Below are 13,718 nucleotides of genomic sequence, written 5' to 3' on the forward strand. Positions count from 1 at the left end.
CATTTGTAAATAGTCCTTTTTAAACCAAATAAGCGATCTACAGTAGCATATATGAGCACAGAATTGCAGGAAACAAAAGAAAAGACAATTCCCACCCAAGGCGGTTATGAAGCAGATAGCATCCAGGTCCTGGAAGGTCTGGAAGCAGTAAGAAAACGCCCGGCGATGTATATCGGCGATATCGGCGTTAAAGGCCTGCACCACCTCGTTTATGAAGTTGTTGACAACTCCATTGACGAGGCCCTGGCTGGCTATTGCAAAAACATTAGTGTCAATATCCACGAGGACAATTCCATTTCAGTACAGGATGATGGCAGGGGTATCCCTACCGCCATGCACACAAAAGAGAAAAGAAGTGCACTTGAAGTGGTAATGACCGTTCTGCACGCTGGTGGAAAATTTGATAAGAATACCTATAAGGTTTCAGGTGGACTACATGGTGTGGGGGTAAGTTGTGTGAACGCGCTATCCAGCAAATTGCTGGTAACAGTTCAACGCGAAGGAAAGATATTTGAACAGGAATACTCAATTGGCGTTCCTAAATATGCCGTTCGGGAAATAGGCACATCTGAGGAAACCGGTACCCGCGTTCATTTCTGGCCCGATATGTCAATCTTCACTGTAAGTGAATATAACCGGGAGATCCTGGAAGGTCGTTTGCGTGAGCTTGCTTTTCTTAACCGTCGTATCAATATTATTTTAACTGACCTCCGCGAACTCGATGAAGAGGGCAAACCTTATTCCAAAACATTTTATAGTGAAGGTGGAATTGTTGAGTTCGTTGAAATGCTTGACGCAAATGCCAACCGTACACCCCTTATCGCCAAAACACTATATGTTGATGGCTATGACCAGGGCTCGCATGTGGCGGTAGAGGTAGCATTGAGCTACAATAATGATTTCAAGGAACACATCTTCAGCTACGTAAACAATATCAATACCATCGAAGGCGGTACGCATGTAACCGGCTTCAGAAGGGCGCTTACCCGTGTGTTTAAAAACTACGGTGATAAGGAAGGTCTGTTTGAAAAAGCTAAAGTTGAAGTTGAGGGGGATGATTTTCGGGAAGGCCTGAGCGCTATTATTTCCGTCAAGGTTCCTGAACCTCAGTTTGAGGGACAAACAAAGACCAAACTCGGTAACAGCGAAGTAAGTGGTGTTGTTGAAACCACCGTCAGCAGGGCTTTGGAGGCATACCTTGAAGAAAACCCCAAAGAAGCAAAGAATGTTATTTCCAAGGTGGTCCTTGCAGCACAGGCACGTGTAGCCGCTAAAAAAGCAAGGGAAATGGTGCAGCGTAAAACTGTACTAAGTGGCGGTGGACTGCCCGGTAAACTTGCAGACTGTTCTGAAAGAGATGCCGAAAAATGTGAGCTCTACCTCGTGGAGGGCGACTCGGCAGGTGGTACAGCAAAGCAAGGCCGTGATAGAAACTTCCAGGCCATACTTCCTCTCCGTGGAAAGATCCTCAACGTTGAAAAAGCACTTGAGCATAAGATCTACGAAAACGAAGAGATCCGTAATATGTATACCGCCCTTGGTGTTACGGTTGGTACACCTGAAGATCCCAAAGCTTTAAACATAACCAAACTCCGTTACCACAAACTTATCATCATGACCGATGCGGATGTGGACGGATCACATATCGCAACCCTGATCCTTACTTTTATATACCGTTATATGAAAGAAATGGTGGAACAGGGTTATGTATATATCGCAAAGCCGCCTCTCTACCTTGTTAAGAAGGGTAAAGACCAGGCCTATGCATGGGGTGAGGATGACCGTAAGGAATGGGTCGCTAAACTTGGTGGGGGAAAAGATGACAGTGTAAACGTTCAACGCTATAAGGGTCTTGGTGAGATGAATGCCACACAGCTTTGGGAAACCACCATGAATCCGGCAACAAGAACATTGAAAAGAGTAACAATAGAAAGTGCCGCTGAAGCCGATATGGTCTTCAGTATGCTCATGGGTGATGAAGTTGCACCACGTCGGCAGTTCATTGAAAGTCACGCCAAATACGCCAAAATCGATATATAAATAAATTTTTGATGATTTCAGGGTATTGAATTCGCCTGTTTTGAGATTTTTTGGCTAGCTTGTATGCCAGCTATTATTAATATTTATTCACTAACCATAAAAACAATTCGTTATGGCTGATATCAAACTGACCGCATATAATGTGAAAACTAAAGAAAAGGGTGTTGAAATAAAAGATGCGGTAATCACTAAAACCGCACGTGGCGGTTACATGGCCCAGGGTAATGATGGCAAAGGCAATAAACTCACCACCATGTTGGGCGAGGAAAAAGCTCTTGCTGCAATCAAAGCTGGTATTGCCAAACAAGGCTGGTAATAATTTTAAATTCAATTGAATAAGAAACATCATTCCCTTTAGGAGGAATGATGTTTTTTTATGTTACCATCTAAGACCGTCAGACTGCTTGAAAAAACTAATCCTCCTCCTGCTCATTCTGTCACTGGCTACTTCCGGGATGACACAATCTGTGGTGGATAGTCCGTATCATATCAATGGTGCCGCTTTCAAGGAAAATTGCAACTGCTATACACTCACTCCTGCACAAAATACAAGGTCTGGCTCGGTATGGAATATTAATAAGATCAACCTTAATGAACCTTTTGAATTCAGTTTTGATGTAAACCTGGGATGCACCGATGCAAATGGAGCAGATGGTATTGTTTTCGTATTGCAACCTATCAGTACCAATGTTGGTACAACCGGCGAGGGACTTGGTTTTGAAGGCATACGACCGTCAATAGGTATTGCGCTTGATACCTGGCAGAATACCAACCTTAATGATCCTGCCTTTGACCATATCAGCATTCAACGTGATGGCGATAACAATCATTTAAGTTCGAATAACCTGGATGGACCAGTACCTGTTTCTGCCCTCAGTGAAAATATAGAAGACTGCAAATGGCATGTGTTGAAAATCAGGTGGAATGCAAATACCAAGGTGCTCACCACTTATATTGATGAGGTGCTCCGCGTGTCCGATACCATTGACCTCGTGCGTGATGTTTTCAACAATGACCCCATGGTGTTTTGGGGCTTTACAGGAGCAACCGGTGGCGCAACAAACCACCAGCGGTTCTGTACTTCACTTACAGCAAACTTCAGTCAGACCCCCACCGAAGAAACCTGCTTTCCCCAAACTATTGAGTTCGTTGACCTCTCCACCTCTTTCGGCACTATCGTAAAATGGCATTGGGATTTTGGAGATGGCACAACTTCCAACCTTCGAAATCCGCCGCCTCACATATATGCACAACCGGGAAATTATACTGTATCATCCACAGTACTTGGTAACAATGGCTGCTGGTCAGACACTACAAAAAAGGTTATCACAATTGGTTCAATCCCCGTTGCAGATTTCCTTGTTCCTGACACCATCTGCGGATCAGTAAACTTTCAACCTCTCGATCGCTCTTCGGTTGAGTTCGGAACTATTTCTGAATGGGACTGGATCATCAACGGAGTTAAACATTCCGGAAACATCCCACCCCTGCAAAATATCAGCGGCCAATCTTCGGTTGACATAAGCCTTTCAGTTAAAACAAAAGAAGGATGCATTTCTGAAGTAGTTACCAAAACCATCACACTATTGCCACAACCCCAAATTGAGATCCCTCCGATAAGTAATTCCTGCATAGGGGAAACCCTTCAACTGACAGCCAGCAGCGGAACTCCAGCCAATCCAATACAATCCTTCACTTGGTCACCCGCTTCAACTACACCAGGAGATGCCAATTATTCCTTTACACCCAGTTTGCCGGGTGAGTATATTATAACTGTAACGGGAATGGGAGCCAATGGTTGCGCCAGTGAACCTGTGGAACATATAGCCTCTTTTTTTAGCACCAAGGCATTTGCAGGAAATGATACACTGGTTGCCGATAACCAACCCCTTCAATTGAATGCATCAGGCGGGGTATTATATACCTGGTCGCCACCCACCGGCCTATCTGACCCAAATATCCCCGATCCGGTTGCATCACTCACCAGCGAAACGAATTATGTTCTGACAGCATACACCCCTGCTGGATGTGCCACTACAGATACCATCAATATAAAAGTATATAAAGGGCCCGAAATATATGTTCCCAATGCATTCTCACCTAATGGTGATGGACGGAATGACCGTTTTCGTTATCTCGCCGTGGGTATGCGAAAAATGAATTACTTCCGGGTTTTTAACAGGGTGGGACAAAAAATCTACGATGGGCTCGGATTCACTGGATGGGATGGTACAATTAATGGTATGGACCAGCCTGCAGGCAATTATACTTTTGTTGTTAGCGGGGAAGACTTCAATGGTAAACAAATCTTAAAGAAAGGCAACTTCATCCTCATCCGTTAGATAATTCCGGATTCCTTAAATTTACAAGACCATCAATAAGCAACAAAACATGAAAATTATTTTCCTTACTGCGGCGAGCATTCTTGCCTTCACAACCATCAGTAATGCCCAGCAAAAAGGCGATCCCAAAGCAACCGAAGTATGGACGCCTGTTCCACCAATGGTTGATCCCGGCAATATGCACCATGCCCCTTCAGATGCCATTATTTTATTTGACGGAAAAAATCTTAATGAATGGGTGAGTGCCAGAAATGGCGGCGCTCCTGGATGGTCTGTTGAAAATGGAATACTCACGGTAAAAGGTGGAACAGGGGATATCAAAACCAAACAGGTTTTCGAAGATTGCCAGCTGCATATCGAATGGCGCACGCCTGCTAAAGTTGAAAGCGAAGGACAGGGCCGTGGCAATAGTGGAATATTTTTTATGGAGAATTATGAATTGCAGGTGCTCGACAACTATAAGAATGTGACCTATTCAAATGGTCAGGCAGGAAGCATTTATAAGCAACATATCCCTCTGGTGAATGCGAGCAAAGCACCGGGTGAATGGCAAACATATGATGTGATATTTACCGCGCCCCGTTTTAATGAGGATGGAAGCCTGAAATCGGCCGCTCGAATTACAGTATTGCACAATAATGTTCTTGTACAAAACAATGTGGAGATCACAGGTCGCACTGAATATATCGGTGCACCAAGCTATAAAAAACATGGCCCCCTAAGCATTCAGCTTCAGGATCACGGCAATCCGGTAAGTTTCCGGAATATCTGGTTGCGGAAATTGTAACAAGTATCTGACACATGTTCGGGGGATGTTCGAACATGATATCGAACATCCCCATTACACAAATCCCAAAGGTTCGAATCGCGGCACTATTATATTTTCCTGTTTCACTTCCAGCCAATTTTCAAGTAGTGTAGCATAAACCTGGCGAAAATCTACTTTAAATTTTAGATCACCGTTATCCAGATCAGAAAGATCTGGTAATGCATTTAGCAACCCCTTTTCTTTCAAAGCACCACTAATAAAAAACATATTGTTTGCTGAACCATGATCTGTTCCACCACTTGCATTCTGTCCAACTCTCCGTCCAAATTCTGAAAACGACGCTAGCATAACGTCCCCAAACCTTCCATTAGATTTCAGATCATTTACGAAGGCCGCCAGCGCATCATTCAATTCAGCGAAAAGTCTGCGTTGCTGGAAATCCTGGGCAATATGAGTATCAAAACTTCCCAGGGAAACATAGTAAACTTTTGTATTAATATCAGATAAAATCAGAGAGGAGATCGTCTTCAGATGCTTTCCAAGTTCAGTAGCGGGATAACTGATTGTTGTTTCATATTGCTTACTGCTTTTGAAAATATATTCCGCACTACTCAAAGTGTCGGCCAGTGTTTTATAGAGATAGGAAGCAGTATGTTCCTCATGTACTTTACTATGATGCTTTACAAGATCTTTCAGCAAATCATTATTGCTTGTGTGGTACAATCGCCTGGGGTCCTGCATAGCGATACCATTCCACTGTTCTCCCTTAAGAGCAAGGCTTAGTATATCGTCCAACTCTATTGCCTGCGTGGGATGTACGCAATCCTGACACTGTTTATCGAGATACCGGCCCAGCCATCCCGTCTGAAGATATTCCTTACTACTGCTGGCAGTATGCCATATATCCATGCTCCTGAAATGGGATCGGTCCGGTTCAGGATAGCCAACATTATTCAATATAGCCAGCTGTCCGGCATCATAAAGATCCTTCATTGTTGTAAGTGATGGATGCATTCCTGCTTCATCAGTTAATGCAAGCGACTTGTTGCGCTCGATCCCAAGTTTTGGCCTGGCCTTATAATAGAGATCATTGCGGTATGGGATGATGGTATTCAAACCATCATTACCACCACTCAGTTGCAGCATCACCAACACCCTGTTACCTGAAGGTACCCGGTGGTTTAGATCCATCGCCTTTAGAAATCGTGGCACCAGTAAAGATGCTGTTGCCATAGTGGACGCATGTATGAATCTTCTTCTTCGGATATGCATGTTAGTTAATTAATGTAGTTGGTATTCAGGACATGAAAACAATATCATCGTCACGCTTTTGATATAGGATGCCCTTGTTGACTGATCTGAATATTTCAATAACATCACTGTATCAATGGACGAATTTGTTTGCAGTATAAAAGTGGAAATGTCCTTTGCAAGATCAGGCCTGGTCGTGTCGGAAAAAGCAGATTGGAATTTATCCCATTTTACATTTGAAAATCCGGGTGTCACAGAAGAAGCTATAGTCCTCCCCATTTGCTGGTCATCATCAGTTTTAGGTCGCATATTCAAACCTTTTCCCGCAATAATAAGTTCAGGTAAACGTAAACGAAGAAGCAATGAGCTAGTGTCAATCCAGCTCCTCCCGCCCGGCCATCCTGCTACATTTGGGGGAAAAAACAATACCTGCCCCATTAATCGCTGGGCCAGTAAAAGCGTTTGTTCATTACTAACAGTAAAGGGTAACTGTCTTTGTAATCCAACTAAAAGTTCTATGGGTGATTTGATCCTGTTACCCATATTAGCTTCCTCATAAAACCAATTGCTTGTAAACATATCGCGCAATAGGCTACTTATACTATAACCCGATTGGTAGAATCTTCCTGCAAGCCAGCCGATCTTTTCAATATCATCCTCCTCATTTACAAAAAAGCGATATAGTTTACGGGTAATAAAAAAAGCTGTCTGCTTTTTTTGCAGAACGATGTCAATGATATCATCACCTGTAAAGTTTCCCTCCTTACCGAGGAAAAACTTAGATCCATTATCATGTTGGAATGGGCGGAAAACAAACTCTCCATGTAGGTTTGCGCCCCAGCCAGTAAATGCCCTTGCCGATTCCCGAACATCAATTTCTGAATATTCCCCACGTCCTAATGTGAACAGTTCCAGTAGTTCGCGAGCAAAATTTTCATTGGGATGCCCTTTCCTGTTTTGGTTATTATTCAGAAAATTGATCATAGCCGAACTCTTACTAACCTCTTTTAAGAGTTCTCCGAAATTTCCCAGGGCATGCTTGCGGATTATCTGTAATAACTGCTGCTGATAAAATACATTGAGGTTCCGGCAGGCAAAATGTCCATGCCAGAAAAAGGCCATTTTCTCTCGAAGTTGGGCATTACTATTCACCATTTCCCCAAGCCATCGGAGATTCAGGCTGCGAATACCTTCCCTGCTCTGCTTTCGTAAATTCTTTTTTTGTTCATCACTCAGATCTCGCATCTGCATTTTGCCCGCCTCCCCAATTCCTATCGATAAGCCCTTCATGAAATTCTCTGCCACTTCAATCGGAATGGGCTCCTTACGCGATGCTTTTTCCAGTGCATCATAAACCTGCAGGTGACTCGCCTTCCTGAGTACAGTAAGCTGTTCACATGCTGGACCAAATCCCGCCCGCCACAAAAGGTGATTATTATTAGTCATATCCGTCTGACATGCGTCGCGACAGGCGTCAGACGCATTATCTTCCTGTGACCGCTGAATCCGGAAAAAGTTTAAATTAGGTGTCAGACATTTATAGCAATGAGAGCAGCACGCTATCTGATACCAGTGATAATCTTTATGCTGGCCATTATTTCCTTTAATGCAAATGGACTGGCTTGCTATACCGCCATGTTATTTGCGTGGGTTGTGGTTCCCGGCCTGGAGCTTTTAATAGCACCTGACCCCGCCAACCTAAGCGCAACAGAGGAGGCCCTCGCGAAAGACGATCCGGTCTACGATTGGGTGCTTTACAGCATCGTGGTCATTCATATAGCTACGCTTTTCTATTTCCTTAATTCCATGCAGAACCACACTCTGACGCTATCAGACAAGATCGGGCGCATTATGACAATGGGATTGCTTTGCGGCACATTCGGTATCAACCTCGGACATGAACTTGGGCACCGTGTAAAGCCTCCCGAGAAGTGGCTGGCACGTATTGCACTCATGTCGTCGCTTTATATTCATTTTTATATCGAACACAATAAGGGCCATCATAAAAGAGTTGCAACCCCTGAGGATCCATCAACTGCCCGCTTCAACGAGCCCATATATGAATTCTGGTTTCGCAGTATTATAAATTGTTATACTGGCGCATGGAAAATCGCCAACAGGGAAACCGGGAAAAAAGGAAAGCCCGTATTTTCCCTTCATAATGAAATGCTACAGGTACAGCTGATCCAACTACTTTTTGTAGTCATGATTTACCTTCTTTTCGGCTCCACCATAACGTTATACTTTTTCATGGCAGCCGTGTTCGGAATACTACTCCTCGAATCGGTTAACTATATCGAACATTATGGTTTGATTAGAAAACATCTTCCCGGGGGGAAATACGAGCGCCCCATGCCTGAACATTCCTGGAATAGTGATCACCTTATAGGGCGACTACTACTATTTGAGCTCAGCCGTCATAGTGATCACCATTATCTCGCGAGCAGAAAATACCAGGTATTAAGGCATCATGATCATTCTCCACAAATGCCAACAGGATATCCGGGTATGATATTGCTAGCGCTTGTTCCTCCCCTATGGTTCAGGGTAATGAACAAGAAGGTTATTGAACAACAGGTTAAGTCAGCAATTGCATAGCACTATATCTTCTTCGCCCCGAAATAATCCCAAAGCACCTCAGGGAGATCAATTCCGTCTGTGGTCTGATTATTTTCCAAAAGTGCAGCAACAATACGTGGAAGCGCCATGGAACTGCCATTGAGGGAATGCACCAATTGCATTTTTCCTGTAGAATCCTTAAAACGGATCTTCATCCGGTTTGTTTGGTAATTTTCAAAATTGGAAACGGAACTCACTTCCAGCCATTTCTCCTGGGCTGCACTATACACTTCAAAATCATAGGTGAGTGCTGAAGTGAAACTCATATCGCCGCCGCATAACCGAAGAATTCGATAAGGAAGTCCGAGACTAATTATAAGCTTCTCTACATGTAATACCATCTCCTCCAGAACATCATAACTTTTATCAGGATGTACCAGCTGTACCAGCTCCACTTTATCGAATTGGTGCAGCCTGTTCAATCCCCTTACATCTTTTCCATAACTACCAGCCTCACGACGGAAACAGGGAGTATAGGCCGTCATCATGATGGGCAGTTCAGATTCTTTCACGATCTCATCGCGGTAAATATTCGTAACCGGAACCTCTGCAGTTGGTATAAGATAAAAATTATCTGCCACGGCATGATACATTTGACCCTCCTTATCAGGCAATTGGCCCGTTCCGTATGCAGATGCTTCATTTACCATATGCGGTGGCATAACTTCAAGGTATCCCGCATTGGTATTGAAATCAAGGAAATAAGAGATAAGTGCACGTTGTAATCTGGCGCCTTTACCTTTATATACAGGGAAGCCGCTACCGGTTATTTTATTTCCCAATTCAAAATCGATCAGGTCATATTTTTTTACCAGGTCCCAATGGGGAACGGATCCTGCTGGCAAAACCGGGGTTTCCCCACCTTCGCGAACCACTTCATTATCAGCAGGTGTACGTCCGGCGGGAACCTGAACCGAGGGAAGGTTAGGTAATTGTAACAGGATATCGTTAATAGATCGCTCAATACCTTCCAGTTCAGAAACATCATCCATACGTCCTTTGATAGCTGCAACTTCAGCTTTCAGCGATTCTGCTTCGGCTTTCTTTCCCTCGCGCATTAACAGACCAATATCCTTTGAAGCAGCATTTACCTTGCCCTGCAGTTCGTCACGTTCAAACTGAAGCTTTCGGCGACGCTCATCAAATTGTAATAATTCATCCACCAATTCAGGTTTACCAAAATGCTTCACCGCCAGTCTTTCCTTTACAAGATCAACATGCTGGCGGATAAAATTCACCTGTAACATCTTTAATATTTTGGCGCAAAGATAAGCGGACCAAGCGGTTATCTTTGCAGCATGAATTTACAAGATGATCTGCAGGTACGTTGGTGGAACCTCGAGGCGAAAATGATGGAGCGTTTCAACAAGAAACCCGATATGGAAACCATTCTTTTCCTGATCGGCATTCAGGAATTTGGAGAATTGAGAGAAAAATTCACAAAAGAACAAAAGCAGGACCTGATGCATATTGCTGTGTGCTCACTGCTTTCCCAAAGTGGATACTACGAACTGGAAAGACTCGATGAAGATGGCTGGCCGCATTTCCGCCAACTTAAGGCCCTCCCCGAACTGGATCCGATTGCCCAGGAGAATTTTCTGAAAGATCATGTTTTATTATATTTTGACCAGAACGGATTCTAATAGATATGAAATATTATTTTTTTTATTTTCTGGGGTCAATTAGCCTGCTGGCCTGCAGCCCAAGACTTTCTGAAAAGCTCAGCGCTGCAGATTACAACAAGGATGTGCTGCTCCAAACATCGAAAGGCGATATAAGGATCAGACTCAATGACGCCACACCCCTCCACCGTGATAACTTTCTCCGTCTTGTGAAGACCGGATTCTATGACAGCATCCAGTTTCACCGGGTTATAAACCAGTTCATGATTCAGGCAGGCAATCCTGCCACAAGACCCGATTCAGCCCGGGCTCCAAAACCAGGACCTCTCATCCCGGCAGAGTTCAGGGCTGAACTATTCCATCGCAAAGGAGTTCTCGCCGCCGCACGTACTGGCGATGATGTAAATCCAACCAAAGCAAGTAGTTCAAGCCAGTTTTATATTGTACAAGGCAGGACCTTTACCGATGCCGCACTTGATTCGGTAGAAATTCACCGGCTCAAGGGTCGAAAACTTCCTGACGCTCACCGGGAGATTTACAAAACCAGCGGCGGCGCGCCTCACCTCGACCAGAACTATACCATTTTCGGGGAGGTTGTAGAGGGATTGCCCGTGGTAGATTCTATTGCATCCGTTCCAACTACCGGAACCGGAAAAGGTGACCGTCCATTAAATCCGGTCTATATAAAAAAGGCAAGACTCATTAAACGATCCGGTTAAGTGTCTGACACATGTTCGTGAAACGTTCGAACATGTTGCGAACATGTGTCAGACACCTTTCCCTTTCACCTTTTTCCCCCATATTTGCAATACAAAATTTCACCTCATGAATATTCCTGATTCTTTACGTTATACAAAGGACCACGAGTGGGTCAAACTGGATGGAAATACAGCCACAATCGGCATCACTGATTTTGCCCAGGGCGAACTTGGCGATATAGTTTATGTGGAAATCGAAACGGTTGGCAAAACACTCGATGCTGATGCTGTTTTCGGAACAGTGGAAGCGGTAAAGACGGTGTCGGACCTATTCCTCCCCGTATCAGGAACCATCAATGAAGTGAATCCCGCCCTGGCCGGAACACCTGAACTGGTAAACTCAGATCCTTATGGTGAGGGCTGGATGATAAAAATGACGGTTAACAATCCCGGTGATGTGGAAACCCTGCTTGATGCTGCCGGTTACCAGCAAATGGTTGGATAAAATACCCGACAAAAAGACTGATTGCCAACTACGCTAACATACCAGGAACCGGAACTGATCGCTTTGCTTAAACAGCAGGATGAAACAGGATTCCGATATCTGTATGATAATTACTCCGCAGCCTTAAATGGTATCATTCTGCAGATAATTCCCGACCAGGAACAAGCAAGCGATGTATTGCAGGAAGTGTTTGTGAATATCTGGCGACGGATAGACAGTTATGATTCATCTAAAGGGCGGCTCTTCACCTGGATGCTGAATATCGCCAGGAATGCAGCGATTGACATGACCCGGTCAAAGGCATTTCAGAATAGTCAGAAAAACCGCGAACTCGATAACGACGTACATACAAAGCCTGATGGCAGTTTGAGCATCCAGGTTGACAATATAGGGCTTTCCAAAATGATTGGACAGCTGAAGGAAGAGCACCGGGTACTTATTGACCTGGCTTACCTCAAAGGTTATACGCATGAAGAAATTGCAGGAATGCTTGGAATACCCCTTGGAACCGTAAAGACAAGGATCCGTGCCGCCCTGCTGCAATTAAGAAAAACATTGACGTGAACGTGCAGGAATACATATCAAGTGGCAGCATTGAAAGCTGTATCCTCGGACTCGCCGACCCGGCAGAGCAGCAGGAGTTTGAGCGCATGCGTCTTGAACACCCTGAGGTACGTGCAGCCGCAGATGCTTTTGAAGCAAGCCTTGAAGCAGCTGCCATGGCCGGTGCCGTTGCGCCTCCCCCTGCCCTCCGCGAAACTGTTTTTAAATCCTTAAAAGAAAATGACAGCCTGAACAAACCATCACTCCAATCAGAGCCGTCACCAATCCTAACTATTCCTGCTGATAAAAGCGAGACACCAGGCTGGAAAAAATATCTTGCGGCTGCATCCATTATATTACTGGCAGGAAGCGCCGCACTCAATGTTTACCTTTATAACAGGTATAAAAATTCGGACACACTTTATAATGACCTCCTGGCGCAGCAACAACAATTGGCCAATAATAACCAGTCCCTTCAAACCCAACTCAGCACTGCAGAGCAAGACCTGCTCATCATCCGCGATCCGAACATGAAGATGGTGGTTATGGCAGATGTCAACAAAACCAATAGCCTCGGAACTATCTACTGGGATAACAATTCTAAAGATGTATTTCTGATGGTAAATAATCTGCCGAAGCCGGCACCCGGACAACAATACCAACTCTGGGCTATTGTAGATGGTAAGCCAGTTGACGCCGGCATGGTAGCTCTTGATAAGGAAAATGGCCTGCATCGCATGAAGAATATTCCCCGCGCTGAAGCTTTTGCAATCACCCTTGAAAAAGCCGGTGGAAGTGAAAGCCCTACCCTAACAGCAATGTATGTTCTGGGAAAGATATAATTTACGCCAATGTTTTTGAGATTATTCCGCTCTCCCTTCCCTTTCTTCGGTTGGTTCCTGTTGATGAATGTATTGCTCCTCATGCCCGATCAGAAACTGGAGACAAAAGCCCTTATTGAGATCCCCCACTTGGATAAAGCCATCCATTTCACCATTTATTGCCTGCTGGTATTTCTCGGAACAATGTATTTAAAGTTAAAAGGCAGGGAAGGATATAAATGGCTGCTACTGATAATTGCCATGGCACACGGCCTCCAGATCGAATTTCTTCAAAAGATACCCTCTGTAAATCGTGATTTCTCCTGGTTCGACTTTCTTTTCGATTGCCTCGGGGCTGCTACTGGTTTTATATCAGCCCATTACTATTTTAAAAAGTTCCCTGAACTTAATCGTGTAAAATAATCCCCCTTTTTATTTCCAATATTCTACAATCCTGGATGAAAAATCCAGGTGATAATTGAATTATACTCTTTTTGAAAATTAATGA

General features: G+C 44.3%; 14 protein-coding genes. 11 read left to right on the plus strand and 3 right to left on the minus strand.

Annotated features, from left to right (window positions below):
* Window positions 1–51 precede the first annotated feature (51 nt).
* The 4 genes from gyrB (at window position 52) to V6M43_RS11695 (ending at window position 5,169) form a co-directional block, all read left to right on the plus strand.
* The gene (gene gyrB, locus V6M43_RS11680) at window positions 52–2,040 is read left to right on the plus strand and encodes a DNA topoisomerase (ATP-hydrolyzing) subunit B (RefSeq protein WP_332735431.1); all 1,989 of its coding nucleotides are present in this window, start codon (window positions 52–54) and stop codon (window positions 2,038–2,040) included.
* Between the two features lie 112 nt (window positions 2,041–2,152).
* On the plus strand, window positions 2,153–2,356 hold the full coding sequence (locus V6M43_RS11685) for a hypothetical protein (protein ID WP_039133489.1): 204 nt from the start codon (window positions 2,153–2,155) through the stop codon (window positions 2,354–2,356).
* Window positions 2,357–2,444: 88 nt separating this feature from the next.
* Entirely contained in the window at window positions 2,445–4,382 is a 1,938-nt protein-coding gene (locus tag V6M43_RS11690) for a lectin-like domain-containing protein (protein ID WP_332735435.1), read from the plus strand.
* A 49-nt stretch (window positions 4,383–4,431) separates the two neighbouring features.
* Window positions 4,432–5,169, plus strand: a complete 738-nt coding sequence (locus tag V6M43_RS11695) for a 3-keto-disaccharide hydrolase (protein ID WP_332735437.1) — start codon at window positions 4,432–4,434, stop codon at window positions 5,167–5,169.
* Between the two features lie 54 nt (window positions 5,170–5,223).
* Here V6M43_RS11695 and V6M43_RS11700 read toward each other — a convergent pair whose 3' ends face one another.
* Both V6M43_RS11700 and V6M43_RS11705 read right to left on the minus strand, forming a co-directional pair.
* Entirely contained in the window at window positions 5,224–6,423 is a 1,200-nt protein-coding gene (locus V6M43_RS11700) for a DUF1501 domain-containing protein (protein ID WP_332735439.1), read from the minus strand.
* 9 nt (window positions 6,424–6,432) lie between these two features.
* Window positions 6,433–7,848: a DUF1800 domain-containing protein gene (locus V6M43_RS11705; protein ID WP_332735441.1), complete on the minus strand. Its 1,416-nt coding sequence runs from the start codon at window positions 7,846–7,848 to the stop codon at window positions 6,433–6,435.
* Between the two features lie 99 nt (window positions 7,849–7,947).
* Between V6M43_RS11705 and V6M43_RS11710 the strand changes: the two genes are divergently transcribed.
* On the plus strand, window positions 7,948–9,000 hold the full coding sequence (locus tag V6M43_RS11710) for an alkane 1-monooxygenase (protein ID WP_332735443.1): 1,053 nt from the start codon (window positions 7,948–7,950) through the stop codon (window positions 8,998–9,000).
* 2 nt (window positions 9,001–9,002) lie between these two features.
* Here the strand turns inward: V6M43_RS11710 and serS are convergent, their stop codons facing one another.
* A complete protein-coding gene (gene serS / locus V6M43_RS11715; RefSeq protein WP_332735445.1) occupies window positions 9,003–10,268 on the minus strand; it encodes a serine--tRNA ligase in 1,266 nt (421 codons plus the stop codon).
* A gap of 51 nt (window positions 10,269–10,319) precedes the next feature.
* Between serS and V6M43_RS11720 the strand changes: the two genes are divergently transcribed.
* The 6 genes from V6M43_RS11720 to V6M43_RS11745 all read left to right on the plus strand — a co-directional run bounded on the left by V6M43_RS11720 (window position 10,320) and on the right by V6M43_RS11745 (window position 13,633).
* Window positions 10,320–10,664 (plus strand): hypothetical protein, encoded by a 345-nt coding sequence (locus V6M43_RS11720; protein ID WP_332735447.1) that lies wholly within the window; start codon window positions 10,320–10,322, stop codon window positions 10,662–10,664.
* Window positions 10,665–10,669: 5 nt separating this feature from the next.
* Window positions 10,670–11,362, plus strand: a complete 693-nt coding sequence (locus V6M43_RS11725; protein WP_332735449.1) for a peptidylprolyl isomerase — start codon at window positions 10,670–10,672, stop codon at window positions 11,360–11,362.
* A gap of 106 nt (window positions 11,363–11,468) precedes the next feature.
* Window positions 11,469–11,846 carry a glycine cleavage system protein GcvH gene (gene gcvH / locus V6M43_RS11730; protein WP_332735451.1) on the plus strand — a complete coding sequence of 126 codons (378 nt, stop codon included), beginning with the start codon at window positions 11,469–11,471 and terminating at the stop codon, window positions 11,844–11,846.
* A gap of 21 nt (window positions 11,847–11,867) precedes the next feature.
* On the plus strand, window positions 11,868–12,410 hold the full coding sequence (locus tag V6M43_RS11735) for an RNA polymerase sigma factor (RefSeq protein ID WP_332735453.1): 543 nt from the start codon (window positions 11,868–11,870) through the stop codon (window positions 12,408–12,410).
* A complete protein-coding gene (locus V6M43_RS11740; RefSeq protein ID WP_332735455.1) occupies window positions 12,407–13,231 on the plus strand; it encodes an anti-sigma factor in 825 nt (274 codons plus the stop codon). The genes V6M43_RS11735 and V6M43_RS11740 overlap by 4 nt, the downstream gene beginning before the upstream one ends.
* 9 nt (window positions 13,232–13,240) lie before the next feature.
* The gene (locus V6M43_RS11745) at window positions 13,241–13,633 is read left to right on the plus strand and encodes a VanZ family protein (RefSeq protein ID WP_332735457.1); all 393 of its coding nucleotides are present in this window, start codon (window positions 13,241–13,243) and stop codon (window positions 13,631–13,633) included.
* Window positions 13,634–13,718: the final 85 nt, after the last annotated feature.

This window comes from Flavihumibacter sp., from assembly GCF_036676075.1.
Taxonomy (GTDB): Bacteria; Bacteroidota; Bacteroidia; order Chitinophagales; family Chitinophagaceae; genus Flavihumibacter.